Annotated in this window: 13 protein-coding genes; 5 read left to right on the plus strand and 8 right to left on the minus strand. The window is 69.3% G+C overall.

Annotated features, from left to right (window positions below):
- Positions 1 to 222: 222 nt before the first annotated feature.
- The gene (gene arc / locus OG858_RS09040; RefSeq protein ID WP_046707750.1) at positions 223 to 1,989 is read right to left on the minus strand and encodes a proteasome ATPase; all 1,767 of its coding nucleotides are present in this window, start codon (positions 1,987 to 1,989) and stop codon (positions 223 to 225) included.
- Positions 1,990 to 2,240: 251 nt separating this feature from the next.
- On the opposite strand from arc, the gene OG858_RS09045 reads away from it, so the two are divergent.
- Positions 2,241 to 2,540 carry a ferredoxin gene (locus OG858_RS09045; protein WP_086749425.1) on the plus strand — a complete coding sequence of 100 codons (300 nt, stop codon included), beginning with the start codon at positions 2,241 to 2,243 and terminating at the stop codon, positions 2,538 to 2,540.
- Between the two features lie 90 nt (positions 2,541 to 2,630).
- Here OG858_RS09045 and OG858_RS09050 read toward each other — a convergent pair whose 3' ends face one another.
- The 3 genes from OG858_RS09050 to OG858_RS09060 form a co-directional block, all read right to left on the minus strand.
- The gene (locus tag OG858_RS09050; RefSeq protein ID WP_086749424.1) at positions 2,631 to 3,206 is read right to left on the minus strand and encodes a hypothetical protein; all 576 of its coding nucleotides are present in this window, start codon (positions 3,204 to 3,206) and stop codon (positions 2,631 to 2,633) included.
- 248 nt (positions 3,207 to 3,454) lie between these two features.
- The gene (locus tag OG858_RS09055) at positions 3,455 to 4,357 is read right to left on the minus strand and encodes a tRNA (adenine-N1)-methyltransferase (RefSeq protein WP_037701818.1); all 903 of its coding nucleotides are present in this window, start codon (positions 4,355 to 4,357) and stop codon (positions 3,455 to 3,457) included.
- 148 nt (positions 4,358 to 4,505) lie between these two features.
- Positions 4,506 to 6,287, minus strand: a complete 1,782-nt coding sequence (locus tag OG858_RS09060) for a site-2 protease family protein (protein WP_319263386.1) — start codon at positions 6,285 to 6,287, stop codon at positions 4,506 to 4,508.
- A 218-nt stretch (positions 6,288 to 6,505) separates the two neighbouring features.
- Between OG858_RS09060 and OG858_RS09065 the strand changes: the two genes are divergently transcribed.
- Positions 6,506 to 7,405 carry a RecB family exonuclease gene (locus OG858_RS09065; RefSeq protein ID WP_319263388.1) on the plus strand — a complete coding sequence of 300 codons (900 nt, stop codon included), beginning with the start codon at positions 6,506 to 6,508 and terminating at the stop codon, positions 7,403 to 7,405.
- A gap of 108 nt (positions 7,406 to 7,513) precedes the next feature.
- Positions 7,514 to 8,185, plus strand: a complete 672-nt coding sequence (locus OG858_RS09070; protein ID WP_046709843.1) for a response regulator — start codon at positions 7,514 to 7,516, stop codon at positions 8,183 to 8,185.
- Between the two features lie 79 nt (positions 8,186 to 8,264).
- Here the strand turns inward: OG858_RS09070 and OG858_RS09075 are convergent, their stop codons facing one another.
- From OG858_RS09075 to metH, 4 genes are all read right to left on the minus strand, one after another.
- On the minus strand, positions 8,265 to 9,848 hold the full coding sequence (locus OG858_RS09075; protein WP_086750910.1) for an ABC transporter substrate-binding protein: 1,584 nt from the start codon (positions 9,846 to 9,848) through the stop codon (positions 8,265 to 8,267).
- Between the two features lie 92 nt (positions 9,849 to 9,940).
- Positions 9,941 to 11,545 (minus strand): ABC transporter substrate-binding protein, encoded by a 1,605-nt coding sequence (locus tag OG858_RS09080; protein WP_328545005.1) that lies wholly within the window; start codon positions 11,543 to 11,545, stop codon positions 9,941 to 9,943.
- A 406-nt stretch (positions 11,546 to 11,951) separates the two neighbouring features.
- Complete coding sequence (locus tag OG858_RS09085) at positions 11,952 to 12,656, minus strand: HAD family hydrolase (RefSeq protein WP_086750912.1); 705 nt, start codon at positions 12,654 to 12,656, stop codon at positions 11,952 to 11,954.
- 222 nt (positions 12,657 to 12,878) lie between these two features.
- Entirely contained in the window at positions 12,879 to 16,406 is a 3,528-nt protein-coding gene (gene metH, locus OG858_RS09090) for a methionine synthase (RefSeq protein WP_086747094.1), read from the minus strand.
- Between the two features lie 382 nt (positions 16,407 to 16,788).
- Here metH and OG858_RS09095 point away from each other — a divergent pair, with 382 nt between their 5' ends.
- Both OG858_RS09095 and OG858_RS09100 read left to right on the plus strand, forming a co-directional pair.
- Entirely contained in the window at positions 16,789 to 17,553 is a 765-nt protein-coding gene (locus OG858_RS09095; RefSeq protein ID WP_086747095.1) for an IclR family transcriptional regulator, read from the plus strand.
- Positions 17,554 to 17,999: 446 nt separating this feature from the next.
- The gene (locus OG858_RS09100) at positions 18,000 to 18,800 is read left to right on the plus strand and encodes an MIP/aquaporin family protein (RefSeq protein ID WP_086747096.1); all 801 of its coding nucleotides are present in this window, start codon (positions 18,000 to 18,002) and stop codon (positions 18,798 to 18,800) included.
- Positions 18,801 to 18,870: the final 70 nt, after the last annotated feature.

The raw sequence follows: 18,870 nt of genomic DNA on the forward strand, positions 1-18,870 counted from the left end.
GCCCGGCGGCGTCCTCGGTCGGGGACGCTGCTCAAGTACCGCTGGCGCTCCGGTGCGTGTGCGGTGCCCGTCCCCGCACTGCGCGACTCGGCGGTACGGAAGAGCCTAGAACGGCTCTGCGCTGGTGGGGAGATCATTTGCGTCATTGCCTTGCTCCGGCCGTTGCCCGAAAAACAGTCGGCTGCGGGTACCCACTGAGGGCACCCGCAGCCGCCCTGTGTTTTACAGGTACTGTCCGGTGTTCGCCACCGTGTCGATGGAGCGTCCGGTGTCGGAGCCCTGCTTTCCGGTGATCAGCGTACGGATGTAGACGATCCGTTCGCCCTTCTTTCCGGAGATTCGGGCCCAGTCGTCCGGGTTGGTGGTGTTGGGCAGGTCCTCGTTCTCCTTGAACTCGTCCACGCAGGCCTGGAGGAGGTGGGAGACGCGGAGGCCCTTCTGGTTCTTGTCGAGGAAGTCCTTGATCGCCATTTTCTTGGCGCGGCCGACGATGTTCTCGATCATGGCGCCGGAGTTGAAGTCCTTGAAGTAGAGGACTTCCTTGTCTCCGTTGGCGTAGGTGACTTCCAGGAAGCGGTTTTCCTCGGTTTCGGCGTACATGTGTTCCACTGCCGTCTGGATCATGCTCTGGACGGTGCCGGACCTGGAGCCGCTGTGTTCGCCGAGGTCGTCCGCGTGCAGCGGGAGACGTTCGGTGAGGTACTTCTGGAAGATGTCCTTCGCCGATTCGGCGTCCGGGCGCTCGATCTTGATCTTCACATCGAGGCGGCCGGGGCGCAGGATGGCGGGGTCGATCATGTCCTCGCGGTTGGAGGCGCCGATCACGACCACGTTCTGCAGGCCTTCCACGCCGTCGATCTCGGCGAGGAGCTGGGGGACGATGGTGTTCTCCACGTCCGAGCTGACGCCTGATCCACGGGTGCGGAAGAGGGATTCCATCTCGTCGAAGAAGACGATGACGGGGGTGCCCTCGCTGGCCTTCTCCCTCGCACGCTGGAAGACGAGGCGGATCTGCCGCTCGGTCTCGCCGACGTACTTGTTGAGGAGTTCGGGGCCCTTGATGTTGAGGAAGAAGCTCTTGCCGGTGGCCTGTCCGGTGACCTCGGCGACCTTTTTGGCCAGTGAGTTGGCCACGGCCTTGGCGATGAGCGTCTTGCCGCATCCGGGGGGCCCGTAGAGGAGGACGCCCTTGGGCGGGCGGAGTTCGTGCTCCTTGAACAGGTCCGGGTAGAGGTAGGGGAGCTCGACCGCGTCGCGGATCATCTCGATCTGGTTGCCCAGGCCGCCGATCTGCTCGTAGCCGATGTCCGGGACCTCTTCGAGGACGAGTTCTTCGACCTCGCTCTTGGGCACGACTTCGTAGACGTAGCCGGAGCGGGGTTCGAGCAGGAGGGCGTCGCCGGGGCGGATGGTGATGTCCAGCAGCGGCTCGGCGAGCCGTACCACCCGTTCCTCGTCGGTGTGCCCCTGCACGAGGGCGCGCTCGCCGTCCTCGAGGATCTCCTTGAGGGTGACGATGTCGCCGACGCTCTCGTACTCCATGGCCTCGACCACGTTGAGCGCTTCGTTGAGCATTACTTCCTGGCCGCGCCGGAGCTCTTCCAGGTCGACGCTGGGGCTGACGTTCACCCGAAGCTTGCGGCCTCCGGTGAAGATGTCGGCCGTGCCGTCCTCGTTCGCCGTGAGGAAGACACCGAAGCCGGCCGGTGGCTGTGCGAGCCGGTCGACTTCCTCCTTGAGGGCCACGATCTGGTCGCGGGCCTCACGGAGTGTGTTGGCGAGCCGCTCGTTCTGTGCGGACACGCCGGCCAGGTTGGTCTGCAGCTCGACGATCCGCTCTTCGAGAATCCTCGTGTGTCGCGGAGAGTCGGCGAGCTTACGTCGCAGGACGGCGATCTCCTGCTCAAGATAGGCAATCTGCCCGGCAGGGTCGTCGGACCCTCGTCCCGGGCGGATGCCGCGGTTCATGTCGTCGTCGTGGGCTGCCACGGTCCTCACCTCCTCCAAGGGGAGCTGGACGCTTCCAGACCCTACCTGGGTGGGTGTCGATTGAAACCCCTAGATCACAAAGACGGTCGGGGTGTGTCCGATCTTCACCCTTGCGCTCTCCCTCACGCCAGGGGAATACCCACAGAACATGATTGGGAAGCCGCTCCAGGTAGGGTCGAAGTGTTCAACACCCGTCAGAGCCCGCATCGTTCCCGACCGGCTCGACGATCTAGACGGCAGGAGAGAAGACCGTGCAGCAGGAGGCCGGGACCGAGGGCGGGCCGCTGGAGGTCTGGATCGACCAGGATCTCTGCACCGGTGACGGTATCTGCGTCCAGTACGCGCCCGAGGTGTTCGAGCTGGACATCGACGGACTGGCGTACGTGAAGGGTTCGGGCGACGAGTTGCTGCAGGCCCCGGGGGCCACAACGCCCGTTCCTCTGCCGCTTCTCACGGATGTCGTGGACTCGGCGAAGGAGTGTCCGGGCGAGTGCATCCATGTACGTCGGGTTTCGGACAGGGTCGAGGTCTTCGGACCTGACGCGGAGTGACCTGTCGGGTGCTCCGCGTCGCCCTGTGTCTGCTTTCTCACACCGGGTTTGCCGGGTGATCACTTCCCGTTCGCCCGGGGTGGGCGGGTGTCAGACGTTTTGCGCTCCGGCGGGCGTCGAGCGTACGAACGCCCCGTTCTTCCACTGCCACTTGGCACGGTCCGTGACGTCGGGGCAGCAGTTGGGTACGTCGGCCGACGAGTAGCCGTGCAGGGTCGCGGTGACGACGGCGTCATGGACGGCGAAGTCGGTGACGGTCTTGCGGTCCTTCGGGTTCACGAGCGTGGCGACGACCCGGGGCTGTGCGGCGTCGGTGGAGCGGGTGAGGACGTACACGCCGTCGGGCGGGGTGCCCATGCTGGCGTCGCAGTGCACGACGGCCACGGTTTCGGGGCGGCCGTCTCCGTCGAGGTCCCCGGAGCCCTTCTTCTTCACGACGACGCCGACGGTCCCGCAGTCGAGCGGGAGGTCGACCTCGGCGGGGTCGGGGGCCGCCACGACGGCCGGGGCCGGATTGGCCTTCGGAACGGGCTGGGCCGCTCTCGCCGCGTCGGGTTGGAGGGCGGACGACAGGGCGACGACACCGGCGAGGGCGGTGGCCGTGGCGAGCCAGTGGATGGGGCGGGCGTGCGTGTGTGCCAGTTCCGGGACGGCGGATTGCTGCACTAGGAGCGTCTCCTGAGGGTGCTGTGCCGGTTGGGATGACCCGCATGGTGCCACACGTCACAGTGGGGGTGGAACGGCGGGGTAGGTGGTTCCCGCAGCTTTCCGGTGGCGCGTCAACGGGAGAGCGCCGTGGCCGAGTTCCCGGGCGCTGCCGGGAAGTCGGCGACGTCAAGGGCGCGTTGTACGCGGCGGGCGGGCGGCCCGTGATGCCGGGGTGGGCGGCGTGGGCCGCCCACCCCGGGGGTGGCTCAGCGGCCGGCGCCGCCGTCGGCGTTGGGGCCGGAGTAGTCCTCGCCGTAGGCGCCCTTGGAGGGGCGGCGGCGGCGCATGGGCGGCTCGACGCCGTCGGCGAGGCGGCGGGCGGTGAGGAGGAAGCCGGTGTGGCCGATCATCCGGTGGTCCGGGCGGACGGCCAGGCCCTCGATGTGCCAGTTGCGGATCATCGACTCCCAGGCGCTCGGCTCGTTGAAGCAGCCGATCTCGCGGATGGACTCGACGGTGCGGGCGAGCTGGGTGGTGGTCGCCACGTAGCAGCAGACGATGCCGCCGGGGACGAGGGCCTTGGAGACGGCTTCCAGGCATTCCCAGGGGGCGAGCATGTCGAGGATGACGCGGTCGACCTCGGTGTCGCTCAGGTTGTCCTGGAGGTCGCCGACGGTGAGCTGCCAGGCGGGGTGGGGGCCGCCGAAGTAGCGCTCCACGTTGGCCTGTGCGATCTCGGCGAAGTCTTCGCGGCGCTCGTAGCTGTGCAGCATGCCCTGGTCGCCGATGGCGCGCAGCAGGAAGCTGCTGAGTGAGCCGGAGCCCACGCCGGCCTCGACGACGCGGGCGCCGGGGAAGATGTCGGCGAAGGCGAGGATCTGCCCCGCGTCCTTGGGGTAGACCACGGCGGCGCCGCGGGGCATGGACAGGACGTAGTCGGGGAGCAGGGGGCGGAGCGCCAGGTAGGCGACGTTCCCCGTGGTGCGGACAACACTGCCCTCGGGAGCGCCGATCAGCTCGTCGTGCGGGAAGGAACCCTTGTGGGTGTGGAAGTTCTTTCCCTCTTCGAGCGTGAACGTGTAGTGGCGTCCCTTGGGGTCGGTGAGCTGGACCTGGTCCCCGACCTTGAAGGGCCCGCGACGGCGGGCGGCACCGGTCGGTTCGGACATGTGAGTCAGCGTACCGGTCCCCGGGGGGCTCGCTGACCACGGCCTCGGTGAGCCGGGGTCCGTGGGCATCGCGGGTTCGTCGTGGCTGGTCAGGCCCGCGTGGGCGGAGCCGTGTGTCGAACGCGGCCCCGCGCCTGTGTCGGGGCGCTCAGCTGGGCCTTGCCATCGCCTTCACGAAGGCACGCTCCACGTCTGCCGCCGAGAGGACTCCGTAGATCTCGCCCGACTGCTCGACGACCAGGTACTCGGTGGCCGGGGCCGCGCGGAGGGCGTCCAGGAGGTCTTCGCCGGCGAGTTCCGCGGAGACTCGCATGCCGTCGGTGAGGTCCTGGGCGAGGCCGCTGACGGCGACCCAGGGGCGGCGGTGTTCGGGTACGCCGACGATGGCGGCCTCGCGGACGAGGGAGACGGGTTCGCCGTCGAGGTCGACGACGACGAGGGCGCGGGCGCCGGCTTCGTTGGCGCGGCGCAGGGCTTCGGAGAGGGGGGTGTCGGTCTCGACGGGGACCGCGCGGCGGGTGAGGGCGCGGGCCTGGAGTTCTGGCAGGTGTTCGCGCAGGCGGGCCATGCGGAGGCTGTTGCCGGCGCCGGTCCAGATGATCGCGGCGAGGATGGCGGCGAGGAGGGCGTCCAGGACGGTGTCCATGCCGACGCTGTCCTCGGCGGCGGCGCCGAGCAGTCCGGACTGGGTGAGCAGTGGCAGTCCGATGAGGACGCTGACGGCGAGGGCGCGGCCGACCCAGGCGGCGGCGATGGTGCCGGTCATGGGCTTGCCGGTGATCTTCCAGACGACGGCGCGGAGCATGCGGCCGCCGTCGAGGGGCAGTCCGGGCAGCAGGTTGAACGCGGCGACGATCAGGTTGGAGATCATCAGGCCGGCGAGGAGGACGCCGGGGACGGTGCCCGGTTCGACGGCGAGCATGGCCACGTAGAAGATGCCCGCGAGGATCAGGGAGAGCAGGGGGCCGACGAAGGCGAGGACGAATTCGCGGCCGGGGGTCTCGGACTCCTTCTCGATCTCCGAGACGCCGCCGAAGAACTGGAGCTGGATGCGGCGCACCGGCAGTTTGTAGCGCAGGGCGGCGATGGTGTGGGCGAGTTCGTGGACGAGTACGGAGGCGTAGAAGGCGATCGCGAAGAACAGGGCGACGAGGTAGCGGGCGGCGCCGAGTTCGGGCAGGACGCGGTCGAGCTGGCCGCCGAAGACCCAGGTGATGAGGGCGGCGACGAGGAACCAGCTGGGTGCGACGTACACGGGCACGCCGAAGGGGCGGCCCATGAGGATGCCGCCGCCTGGGTCCTTGGGGCGCTCGGGCGGTTTGGGTGCGGCGCCCGAGGGGGCGTGGGGGCGCGCGAAAGTTGCCGTGCGCTCTGGCTCGTCCGTCGGCGCCTTGTCCAGGTCGGCCGGGGTTTCCGGGTCCGCCGCCGGGGGCTCGCTCACCGGGTTCGCCGACGGTTCGTCCACGGCGTCCGCCGAGGGACGGTCGGCCGGGTCCGTCGGGGGTTGGTTCGGCGGGGCCGGCGGTGGTGGGTCGGCTGAGGCCGCGGACGGCTTGTGTACGGGGGTTTTCGACGGGGCCGGGGGCTCGGAGTCTCCGGGGGGCCTGGGAGCGGTTGGTTCCCGGGCGGCGCCGTGGTGCTCGGTGGTGCCCTGTCCGTCGGCGGCGTTCTGTTCCTCGGTGGGGCTCTGCTCCTCGGTGGGGCCGGTGGGCTTGGAGGCGTCCGGGGTTTCCGAGTCGTCGGTCTTCTCGGGAGCGTCTGCCGCCCGGGGGGCCTCGGAGGTGGTGGCGGGCTCGTCGGGGGTGTGGCGGGTCGGGGCGTGGGTGGGGGCGCCGTTCTCCGCCGGTGGCTCGGTCGCGTCGCGGTGTGCGCGCTCGGGCGCCCCGTCGCTGTCGGACCGCGGCTGCCCGCTCCCGCCGCTCGTCTCCACGATGTCCCCTCGTTCGAAGCGTCTTCCGCGCCCGGTGGCCGGGCGGAAGGGTCTGCGGTCGATGCTATGCGGTCGGCGGGGCGCGTTCCGCCCCGGCACCCCCTGTCTTCTCCCCCGCGTCGCACGAGGCACACGGGTGTCGGCGTGTGCGGTGTCGGTCGGTGGTCCAACGGGCCCGTGGCTGTCACTGTCAGTGGTGGGCCGTATGGTCTGGGGTCATGGAAACCAGCACCGACGGCACGGCCGCCGTTCCCGGGGGCGGCGAGGACGGCCGTCCTGCCGTGCGGGCGGCCGCGCCGCCCGCCTCGCTGTCACCTTCGCGCGCCAGCGACTTCATGCAGTGCCCGCTGTTGTACCGGTTCCGGGTGATCGACCGGCTGCCCGAGAAGCCGAGCGAGGCGGCGACGCGCGGCACGCTGGTCCACGCGGTGCTGGAGAGACTCTTCGACGCGCCGGCGGCCGAGCGGACGGCACCGCGGGCCAGGTCGCTGGTGCCCGGACAGTGGGACCGGCTGCGGGAGACCAGGCCGGAGGTCGTGGAGCTGTTCGCGGACGACGCGGAGGGTGAGCGGCTGGCGCGCTGGCTGGCCGAGGCCGAGCAGCTGGTGGAGCGTTGGTTCACCCTGGAGGACCCGACGCGTCTGGAGCCCGCCGAGCGGGAGTTGTTCGTGGAGGCGGAGCTGGAATCGGGGCTCAGGCTGCGCGGGATCATCGACCGGGTGGATGTGGCGCCCACCGGCGAGGTGCGGATCGTCGACTACAAGACGGGCAAGGCGCCGCGACCCGAGTACGCCGAGGGTGCGCTGTTCCAGATGAAGTTCTACGCCCTGGTGGTGTGGCGGCTGAAGCAGGTGGTGCCGCGCCGGTTGCAGCTCGTCTATCTCGGCAGTGGTGACGTTCTGACGTACGACCCGGTGATCGCGGATCTGGAGCGGGTGGAGCGCAAGCTGCTCGCGCTGTGGGAGGCGATCCGGCTGGCCACGGAGACGGGTGAGTGGCGGCCCCGGCCGACGAAGCTGTGCGGCTGGTGCGACCACCGGTCGGTGTGTCCGGAGTTCGGCGGTACTCCCCCGCCGTATCCCCTCCAGGTGAGGTCGCCCGGGTCGGCCGCCGACTGACAGGGCAGAATGGGCCCGGACTGGGGCCTGTCCGGTGGATCAGGCCTGGGCCGCGGGGGCCCGAAGCCGGCCTGATCCAGAGGACAGGCCCTAGCGAAGGAGACTTTCGTGGCCGTCCGGGTCCTACTGGTCGACGACCAGCCGCTGCTGCGCACCGGCTTCCGGATGATTCTGGAGGCGGAGCAGGACATCGCGGTCGTCGGGGAGGCCGGAGACGGTCTGCAGGCCCTCGACCAGGTGCGGGCGCTGCAGCCCGATGTGGTGCTGATGGACATCCGTATGCCTCGGATGGACGGGGTGGAGGCGACCCGGCAGATCACCGGGCCCGGGCGGGACGGTCCGGCCAAGGTGTTGGTGCTGACCACGTTCGACCTGGACGAGTACGTGGTGGAGGCGCTGCGGGCGGGTGCCAGCGGGTTTCTGCTCAAGGACGCGCCGGCCAATGAGCTGGTGCAGGCGATCCGGGTGGTGGCGGGCGGGGAGGCGATGCTCGCGCCGAGCATCACGCGCCGGCTTCTCGACAAGTACGCGGTGCATCTGCCGTCGGGTGACGAGCCGGTGCCGGACACGCTGCACACGCTGACCGACCGTGAGGTCGAGGTGCTGAAGCTGGTGGCCCGTGGTCTGTCGAACGCGGAGATCGCCGCCGATCTGTTCGTCAGTGAGACCACGGTCAAGACGCATGTGGGTCATGTGCTGACCAAGCTGGGGCTGCGGGACCGGGTGCAGGCGGCGGTGTACGCGTACGAGAGCGGGCTGGTGCGCCCCGGCGCGCAGTAGGCGGCGGGCATCGCATTGCGCGCCGAGGGCGCCCTCTTCCTGTGAAGAGGGCGCCCTCGGTGTGTGTGGCCGCGTCGCGTCAGTCCTTGCTGATCTCCCAGAAGCGGAAGACGGTCGACGCGTCCAGGCAGTACTCCAGGCCGTAGACGTCGTCGCCGACGACGGCGTACTGCTTGGCCTGCCAGATGGGGATGAGGGGGACGTCGGTGGCGACGAGGTTCTGGAGTTCGGCGTACTCCTTCTCCGTGGAGGAGCGCTCGCTCTCGGCGGCGGTCTTCGGGAGGAGTTCACCGGTGATGGTGTCGTTGGCGTAGTTGTTGCCCAGCACGTTGCCCTTGCCGAAGAAGGGGCCGGTGAAGTTGTCGGGGTCCGGGTAGTCGGGGACCCAGCCCTTCACGTACACGCCGTACTTGCCGGCGGCGATGTCCTTCTCGTACTGGCCGAAGGCGACGGATTCCACGTCGGCGTCGAACAGCCCGCTGTCGTTGAGCTGCCCGGCGATGGCCTCCAGTTCCTCGTCGGTGGAGGGGCCGTAGCGCGACGGTGTCGACCAGAGGGTCAGTTCGACCTTGTCGGTGATGCCGTCGGCGCGCAGCGCGGCCTCGGCCTTGTCCACGGAGGGGCGGGCGCCGTAGGTGTCGAAGAAGGCCGTGTTGTGGCCGGTGATGCCGGCCGGGATGATCGAGTACAGCGGTGTGGCGGTGCCCTGGTAGACCTTGTCGACGAGGGCCTCTCGGTCGAGGAGGTGGGCGATGGCCTGGCGGACGCCGAGCTTGCCGGTGACCGGGTCGTCCATGTTGAAGACGAGGTGCTGGACCTCTGCGCCGGTGCCGTCGACGATGTCGACTCCGTTGGCGGTGGAGGTGTCGGTCTCGATGTCGGAGATGTCGGAGGCGCTGAGGCCGCGGTAGGTGACGTCGAGGTCGCCCTCCAGCAGGTCCTTCTTCAGGGCGTCCTGGTCGCCGTGGAAGAACTTGAGGGTGACGCCGGTGTTCTCGACGTCGGCGGTGCCCTTGTAGTTGTCGTTGACGGTGAAGACGGCCTCGTCGTCGCCGAAGGACTCCAGTTTGTAGGGGCCGGAGCCGACCGCCTCGCCGTCCTTGCGGAGTCCGTCGGCGTCGTAGGAGCTCTCGTCGACGATCGAGCCGGCGCCGGAGGCGATCTTGCTGGGGAAGGTGGCGTCGGCGTACTTGAGGTCGAAGCGGACGGTCTTGTCGTCCGGGGTCTCGACCTTGTCGAGCATGGGGAACATGATCGCGGGGCCGGCGTCGTCGTTGATCTTCAGCATGCGGTCGAAGGAGAACTTGACGTCCTTCGCGGTGAGCGCCTCACCGTTGCTGAACTTCAGGCCGCTCTTGAGGGTGCACTCGTAGACCTTGGTGCCGTTGTCCGCGAAGGCGCATTCCTCGGCGAGGTCCGGTTCGGGCTCGGTGGCGCCGTTGGGGAAGCTCAGCAGCGACTGGAAGACGTTGTTGAAGAGGAGCCAGGATCCGGGGTCGTAGCCGGAGGCGGGGTCGGTGGCCAGGACGTCGTCGGACATCCCCACCACGATGTTGGAACCGGAGTCCCCGGAGCCCCCCGAGTCGGAGCCACAACCGGTCAGCAGGCCGGCGGCAAGCCCTGTCGCCATGGTCAGGACGGGCCACTGGGTGCGTATGTTCACGTATGGATGCCTTGTGTCGTCGGGTGCATTGCGGGCGCTCCGGGTTCCCCCGAGGCCGGACGGCCTCTGTCCGGAGGTGTGGTGAGGTCCGGTCAGTCGCCCCTGCCGCGGCCCAGCTCCCAGAGCTGGAGCGTCGAGGCGGCGTTGAGGGCGTACTCGGCGCCGGTGATGTCGTCCCGGGCGGCGACGTACTGCTTGCCCTGCCACAGCGGGAGGATCGGCACGTCGTCGGCGACGATGTCCTGGATGCCGGTGAGGCTGCCCGAGGCGGTGAGACGGTCGGCCGCGCGGCGGGAATCGGGGATCAGCTCGGTGCGGATCTCGCGGTTGGCGTACGGCAGGCCGAGGAAGTTGTCCTTGTCGAGGAAGGGCGCGAGGTAGTTGTCGGCGTCGGGGAAGTCCGGGAACCAGCCCATGCCGTAGACCGCGTACTCGCCCTCCTGCTCGGCGGGGCGGAACGTGGACCAGGGGGCGCCCTTGATGGTCACGTCGAACAGGCCGCTGCCGTTGAGCTGCTTCTTCAGCAGCTCGAACTCCTTCTTCGTGGCCGAGCCGTAGTGGTCGGTCGTGTAGTGCAGGGTCAGCTTCACCGGGGTGGTGACGCCTGCGGTCTCCAGGGTCGACTTCGCCTTGTCGACGTCCGGGTCGCCGTACTTGTTGAAGAACGAGTTGGAGTGGCCGGTGATGCCGGCGGGGACCAGCGAGAAGAGGGGTTCGGCCTGGGAGCCGTACACCTTGGAGACGAGTTCGCCCCGGTCGATGATCTCGGCCATGGCCCGGCGGACGGCCGTGCTCCTGACCGGGGAGGCGTCGGTGTTGAAGGCGAGGTAGCGGATCTCCAGGCCGGCGGACTCGATCACGTCGATGTCGCTGTCGGCGGACTCGGAGAGTTTGGTGATCTGCTCCGGCGTCATGGTGCGGGTCATCAGGTCGATGTCGCCGTCCTTCAGGGCGGTGCCCATGGCGTCGGCGTTCGCGAAGGAGCGCAGCTCGACCTTGTCGTTCTGCGGGTCCAACTGCCCCTTGTAGTTGGGGTTCTTGGTGAAGACGGCCCGGACCAGCTCGTTGTTCTCGACCTCGGCGTCCAGGGTGTACGGGCCGGAGCCGTCGACCTCGAAGCCGTCGCGCAGCTCGCCCTTGTCGTAGTCGGCAGGGTTGACGATGCCGGCGACCGGGGTGGACAGCTTGTACGGGAGGGTCGCGTCGGGGCTGTTGAGGTGGAAGATCACCTCGTTGTCGCCCTTGGTCTCGACGAGGTCGATGGTGGACAGCAGGGCGAAGACACCGCTGTCGGCCTTGAGGGAGCGGGCGCGGTCGATGGAGAACTTCACGTCCTCGGCGGTGACCGGGGAGCCGTCGGCGAACTTCAGGCCGCTGCGCAGGGTGCAGGCGTAGCGCTCGTTGCCGCTGTCGGTGAAGGAACAGCTGGAGGCGGCTTCGGGTTCCGGTTCGCCGTCGCCGGGGGGCTGGACCAGGAGGGTCTGCACGGTCTGGCGAAGGATGTTCCAGGTGCCGACGTCGTAGGCGTAGGCCGGGTCGATGGGGGCCGGGGCGCCCTTCGAGGCGGTGAACCGGTCGGTGGTGCCGACGACGATCGCGTCGCCGCTGCCACCCGCGCTGTCGGTGGCACCGCAGGCGGCGAGTACCGGGGCGAGCAGCCCGATCGCGGCCGGCAGCACCAAGGTCTTGCGGTTCATGCTCGCGTTTCTCCAGAGCTGTGTTCCGGGACGGGTGCTGGCGGGGTGGTGCGAGCGCGTCACGGGAAGTACGGCGATGTTCTCGTGTCGAGATTAGCCCGCACCGCCAGAGGGGCCCGCGCGCACCGGAGTTGAGTTCCCATCACGCTGCGGAACCGGATGTGGACACAAACGGTGTAGTGCGCACGGAATCTTTGGGTGCACCCTTCACCAATCGGGACACAAGGGCGTGCCGAACACCCCTGAATGCGGGGATTGGGCGCGCCCGGAGGCCACCCCGAAGTCCTGCGCGAGTGGTAAACGTCACAGACGGAAAGGGGTTCCCGAGTCCGGGAATTCAGTCATTGCGAGCGGACCGAATTCCCGGCGCGGGGCGCTGTGCGCGATCTTGGAATTGCTTGCGTTTTCAATTGCCCGTCGTCGTCATCAGGCCGCGCAGAAATGGCAGGTCGACCTCTTCCAGCGAGGTCACGACGGTGCGCCGGACGGCGGGAGCGATGGGGGCCACGGACGGGACGGCGACCACGTGGCAGCCGGCGGCCTCGGCGGCGGCGACGCCGGTCGCGGTGTCCTCGATGACCGCGCACCGGGCCGGATCCGCGCCGAGACCGGAGGCCGCGAGAAGGTAGGGGTCCGGGAACGGCTTGGTCCGCTCGACCTCGTCGCCCGCGACGGTCAGCGCGAAGTACTGGGGGCCGAGCGAGGTCAGGACGCGGTCGATGATGCGCCGGTGCGAGGCGGAGACCAGGGCGGTGGGGACGCCGTGCGCGGCAAGCTCGGCGAGCAGTCTGGAAGCGCCGGGCATCAGGGGCAGCGCGTGTCCGATACGGGCTTCGAAGCCGTCGTTGAGCAGCACGCTCAGCTCGGGGAAGGTGATGTCGGCGCCGGTGGCCTCGATCAGGAAGCCCGCGCTGCGGCTCATGGGACCGCCGACCACGACATGACGCCAGGAGTCGTCGAGGGTGTGACCGAGGCCGGCGAAGATCTCCACCTCCACGTCCCACCAGAAGCCCTCGGTGTCCACCAGGGTGCCGTCCATGTCGAGGAGCACGGCCTGCAGCGCGGAGCCTTCGGCCGTACGGGTTCCTAGCGCGGGGATCGTCGTCGTCATCCGGCGCACCTCCTTGTGGGACGAGCAGGCCGGTTCCCGGGTGGGGAACCGGCCTGCGGTGGACCGTCCAGTCTACGACGCCGCGCCTGGAAGCGCCTTTGGACGAGGATGCACCGCGCCCCCGCAAGGGGCGCGGTGCCGTGTTCGAGGTGCGGCTGCGCCGCGTGGGCGCGGCCGGCCACAACAAACCCGCGGACGAGCAACGGCACCCCGGGCGGAGCGCTATCGCGCGTTGAAGTACTTCGCCTCGGGGTGATGGATCACGATCGCGTCGGTGGACTGCTCGGGGTGGAGCTGGAACTCCTCCGAGAGCTGTACGCCGATCCGCTCGGGCTCCAGCAGTTCCGCGATCTTGGCGCGGTCCTCCAGGTCGGGACAGGCACCGTAGCCGAGGGAGAATCGGGCACCCCGGTACTTGAGGTCGAACATGTCTTCGATCACGGTCGGGTCCTCCCCTGCGAATCCCAGCTCCGAGCGCACGCGGGCGTGCCAGTACTCGGCGAGGGCCTCGGCCAGCTGTACGGACAGGCCGTGGAGTTCGAGGTAGTCGCGGTAGGAGTTGGACTCGAAGAGCTTGGCGGTCTCCTCGCCGATGCGGGAGCCGACGGTGACGACCTGAAGGCCGACCACGTCGGTCTCGCCGGACTCCTCCGGGCGGAAGAAGTCGGCCAGGCACAGCCGGCGGCCCCGTCGCTGCCGCGGGAAGGAGAACCGGGTCCTTTCGTTGCCGTCGTCGTCCAGGATGATCAGGTCGTCGTCCTTGGAGACGCAGGGGAAGTAGCCGTAGACGACGGCCGCTTCGAGGAGGTTGTCGGTCTGCAGCTTGTCCAGCAGGCCACGCAGCCGGGGCCGGCCCTCGGTCTCGACGAGTTCCTCGTAGGTCGGCCCGTCGCCGGTGCGGGCCTGCTTCAGCCCCCACTGCCCCTTGAAGAGGGCGCCCTCGTCCAGCCAGGTCGCGTACTCCTTGAGCTGGATGCCCTTGATGACGCGGGTGCCCCGGAACGGGGGCGTGGGGACGGGGTTGTCGGTGGCGACGTCGGAGCGGACGTGGCCCTCCTCGGGGCGCTCCTCGACCGCCGTGGCGGTGGCCGTCGCCCGTACGCGGCGCTGCCTCAGCTCGGGCAGGGTCGCCCCCGGCACGCCGCGCTTGACGCCGATGAGGGCGTCCATCAGGCGCAGGCCCTCGAAGGCGTCGCGGGCGTAGCGGACCTCGCCGCCGTAGATCTCGTACAGGTCCTGCTCGACGTAGGCGCGGGTGAGGGCGGCGCCGCCGAGGATGACCGGGTAGTCGGCGGCCAGGCCGCGCTGGTTCAGCTCCTCCAGGTTCTCCTTCATGATCACTGTGGACTTGACCAGGAGGCCGGACATGCCGATGACGTCGGCCCGGTGCTCCTTGGCCGCGTCGAGGATCGCGGAGACCGGCTGCTTGATGCCGAGGTTGACGACGTTGTAGCCGTTGTTGGACAGGATGATGTCGACGAGGTTCTTGCCGATGTCGTGGACGTCGCCGCGCACGGTCGCCAGGACGATGGTGCCCTTGCCCTCAGCGTCGGACTTCTCCATGTGCGGTTCGAGGTGGGCGACGGCGGACTTCATGACCTCGGCGGACTGGAGCACGAACGGCAGCTGCATCTGTCCGGAGCCGAACAGCTCGCCGACGACCTTCATGCCGTCCAGGAGGGTGTCGTTGACGATGTCGAGGGCGGGACGGGTCCGCAGGGCCTCGTCGAGGTCCGCTTCCAGGCCGTTCTTCTCGCCGTCGATGATGCGGCGCTTGAGGCGTTCCTCCAGCGGGAGGGCGGCCAGTTCCTCGGCCTTGCCGGCCTTCAGCGACTTGGCGGTGGCGCCCTCGAAGAGCGCCATGAGCTTCTGGAGGGGGTCGTAGCCCTCGGCGCGGCGGTCGTGGATGAGGTCGAGAGCGGTCTGCACCTCCTCCTCGCTGAAGCGGGCGATCGGCAGGATCTTCGAGGCGTGCACGATCGCCGAGTCCAGGCCCGCCTTCACGCACTCGTCGAGAAAGACGGAGTTGAGGAGGATGCGGGCGGCCGGATTGAGGCCGAAGGAGATGTTCGACAGACCCAGCGTCGTCTGCACCTCGGGGTGGCGGCGCTTGAGTTCACGGATCGCCTCGATGGTGGCGATGCCGTCCTTGCGGGACTCCTCCTGGCCGGTGCAGATGGTGAAGGTCAGGGTGTCGATGAGGATGTCCGACTCGTGGATGCCCCAGTTGCCGGTGAGGTCGTCGATGAGGCGTTCGGCGATCGCGACCTTCGTCTCCGGCGTGCGGGCCTGCCCCTCCTCGTCGATGGTCAGCGCGATCAGCGCGGCGCCGTGCTCCTGGGCGAGCGCGGTGACCTTGGCGAAGCGGGACTCGGGCCCGTCGCCGTCCTCGTAGTTGACGGAGTTGATGACCGCACGGCCGCCGAGCTTCTCCAACCCGGCCCGGATGACGGGCACTTCGGTGGAGTCCAGCACGATCGGGAGGGTGGAGGCGGTGGCGAAGCGACCGGCGAGTTCGGCCATGTCGGCGACGCCGTCGCGGCCCACGTAGTCGACACACAGGTCGAGCATGTGGGCGCCCTCGCGGATCTGGTCGCGGGCCATCTCCACACAGTCGTCCCAGCGGGCCTCCAGCATGGCCTCACGGAACTTCTTCGACCCGTTGGCGTTCGTCCGCTCGCCGATCGCCATGTACGCGGTGTCCTGGCGGAACGGGACGGTCTGGTAGAGGGAGGCGGCGCCCGGCTCGGGGCGCGGGTCGCGTGCGCCGGGCGTGAGGTCCCGGACGCGCTCGACGACCTGCCGCAGATGCTCGGGCGTCGTACCGCAGCAGCCGCCGACGAGGGACAGGCCGTAGTCGCGGACGAAGTTCTCCTGGGCGTCGGCGAGCTCGGGGGCCGTGAGCGGGTAGTGGGCGCCGTCCTTGGTCAGGACCGGCAGGCCGGCGTTGGGCATGCAGGACAGCTGGATGCGGGAGTGGCGGGCCAGGTAGCGCAGGTGCTCGCTCATCTCGGCGGGGCCGGTCGCGCAGTTCAGGCCGATCATGTCGATGCCCAGCGGCTCCAGCGCCGTCAGGGCGGCACCGATCTCGGAGCCGAGCAGCATGGTGCCCGTCGTCTCGACCGTCACCGAGACGATCAGGGGAACGTCGTATCCGGCCGTCTCCATCGCACGGCGGGCGGCGATGACGGAGGCCTTCGTCTGCAGCAGGTCCTGGGTCGTCTCCACCAGCAGCGCGTCGGCGCCGCCGGCCAGCAGACCTTCGGCGTTCTGCTGGTACGCGTCCCGGATGGCGGTGAAGGTGGTGTGGCCGAGGGTCGGCAGCTTGGTGCCAGGACCGATCGAGCCCAGCACCCAGCGCTGACGGCCGTCGCGCGCGGCGAACTCGTCCGCCGTCTCGCGGGCGATACGGGCACCGGCCTCGGACAGCTCGGCGGTGCGCTCGGGAATGTCGTACTCGCCCAATGCGGTGAGGTTCGCGCCGAAGGTGTTGGTCTCCACGCAGTCGACGCCCGCGTCGAAGTACGCGGCGTGCACCGCGCGGACGATGTCGGGGCGGGTGGCGTTCAGGACCTCGTTGCAGCCCTCCAGCTGCTCGAAGTCCTCCATCGTGGGGTCCTGGGCCTGAAGCATCGTGCCCATCGCGCCGTCGGCGACCACCACACGGGTGGCGAGGGCCTCGCGCAGGGCGTCGGATCGGGCCCGCCCGGCGGCGGCGGACGAAGGGGACGGGTTCGGCAACGAGGCCATGGAGCTGCTCCCTGGAGTGCGACGGCTGTCGGCTTTGCGGCTTCCCATGGAAGGCGCACGCCGCAAGGGTAGCCCGGAGCGCCGCGGAGGGTCAGGGGAGTCCACGGGACGGACGGGCGTGGCGTACGTGGCCGAGTGCGGTTTACTCCGACGACGAAAAGAACGACGGACACCGCTACGGCACCGAACGCACACCCCACGATCACATGACCGCCGAACGGGCACCGGTCGGGCACGGGAACGTCACCGCTCGGGGAGTGTGGCCGAAAAGCTGTTGACGGCCATTGGCGGGAGGTCGGCAACGACCGGTAGTGTTCGACATTGCCGAACGATGGTAGTTCAGTCGCGTACGGCGGCCGAAGGGGACGGAGGCAGGACGGCGATGGCACGGAACATCCAGTCGCTCGAACGGGCGGCCGCGATGCTGCGGCTGCTCGGGGGCGGCGAGCGGCGGCTCGGCCTGTCGGACATCGCCTCGTCGCTGGGCCTCGCCAAGGGCACCGCCCACGGGATACTGCGCACGCTCCAGCAGGAGGGGTTCGTCGAACAGGACGACGCCTCCGGGCGCTATCAGCTGGGGGCCGAGCTGCTGCGGCTCGGGACCACCTATCTGGACGTCCACGAACTGCGGGCGCGCGCCCTGGTCTGGACGGACGACCTGGCCCGTTCCAGCGGCGAGAGCGTCCATCTGGGCGTGCTGCACCAGCAGGGCGTACTGATCGTGCACCACGTCTTCCGGCCCGACGACAGCCGTCAGGTCCTGGAGATAGGGGCCATGCAGCCTCTGCACTCCACGGCCCTGGGCAAGGTCCTCTCGGCGTACGACCCGGTGGCGCACAGCGAGGTCCTGGAGGGCGAGCGCAAGGCGTTCACCGACCGGACCGTCCACACCCTGGACGACTTCGAGGGCGTCCTGGACATCACCCGCGCGCGCGGGTACGCGGCCGACGTCGAGGAGACCTGGGAGGGGGTGGCGTCCATCGCCGCCCCCATCCACGACCGGCGGCGCATGCCCGTCGGCGCGGTCGGCATCACCGGCGCCGTGGAGCGGCTGTGCCGCGAGGGCGAGCTGCGCCCCGAGCTGATCGCGGCCGTACGGGACTGCGCCCGCGCGGTGTCGCGGGACCTGGGCGCCGGGCGGTTCTGACGACCCCGCGGCCCGACCTGGCCCGACGCGACCTGACGTGACCGGACCTGGCCCGACCCGACGTGACCTGCCTGACCTGACCTGACCTGCGAAACCTGACCCGCGAAGGCCGGGACACCCCTGGGGCGTCCCGGCCTTCGCCGCGTCCGGCTCCCTCGTGCGCGTACGCGTGGCGCACCGGCGCGGGCACCCATACCAGCGGTCTCAAGATCGATAAGCCACTTCGATCAATAACGATCGTGTTTTCGATAACAGGACCCTTGACTAGGCACTCACGCCACAGCGAGACTCGCGTCCATCGGTCGGCATTGTCGAACACCTACCGGCAATACGCGCTAGAGTGTGACAACGCCAAGGGCCGGGACAGCTCTCACCCCCGAGGGCGCGGACCCCCGGATGGGACCCGGGGTTCGCCTTCCCCTGGACGAAGGACAAAGGAGTCGCGGGTGTCCAGCTCCGACATCTTCATCGGCGAGACCATCGGTACCGCCATACTCATCCTGCTCGGCGGCGGCGTCTGCGCGGCCGTCACCCTGAAGGCCTCCAAGGCCCGTAACGCCGGTTGGCTCGCCATCACCTTCGGGTGGGGTTTCGCCGTTCTGACGGCCGTCTACACCTCCGCGCCGCTCTCCGGCGCCCACCTCAACCCGGCCGTGACCCTCGCGCTCGCGCTGAAGAAGAACGGCATCGCGTGGAGCGATGTCCCGGTCTACTGGGGCGGGCAGCTGCTCGGCGCGATGATCGGCGCGGCTCTGGTCTGGGTCGCCTACTACGGCCAGTTCCACGCCCACCTCACCGACAAGGACATCGTCGGCGATCCGGCCGCGAAGGGCGCCAAGAGCAAGTCCGTCGAGGCCCGGGAGGCCGGCGCCGGCCCCGTGCTCGGCATCTTCTCCACCGGCCCCGAGGTCCGCGTCGCCTGGCAGAACGTCGCCACCGAGGTCATCGGCACCATCGTGCTCGTCCTGGCGGTCCTGACGCAGGGCCTGAACAACGACAACAAGGGTCTCGGTACTCTCGGCGCCCTGATCACCGCGCTCGTCGTGGTCGCCATCGGTCTGTCCCTCGGTGGCCCGACCGGTTACGCGATCAACCCGGCCCGTGACCTCGGTCCGCGTATCGTCCACGCCCTTCTGCCCCTGCCCAACAAGGGCGGCTCCGACTGGAGCTACGCCTGGGTCCCGGTGGTCGGCCCCCTGATCGGCGCAGCCATCGCTGCAGGCATCTACAACGTCGCCTTCGCTTGAGAGCACCGAGCCGCGGATCCCGGAAAACCCCGGCTCTCTCGAAACGCTCAGCACGCGCCGTACGTACAGC

It is taken from the genome of Streptomyces europaeiscabiei, from assembly GCF_036346855.1.
GTDB classification, from domain to species: domain Bacteria; phylum Actinomycetota; class Actinomycetes; order Streptomycetales; family Streptomycetaceae; genus Streptomyces; species Streptomyces europaeiscabiei.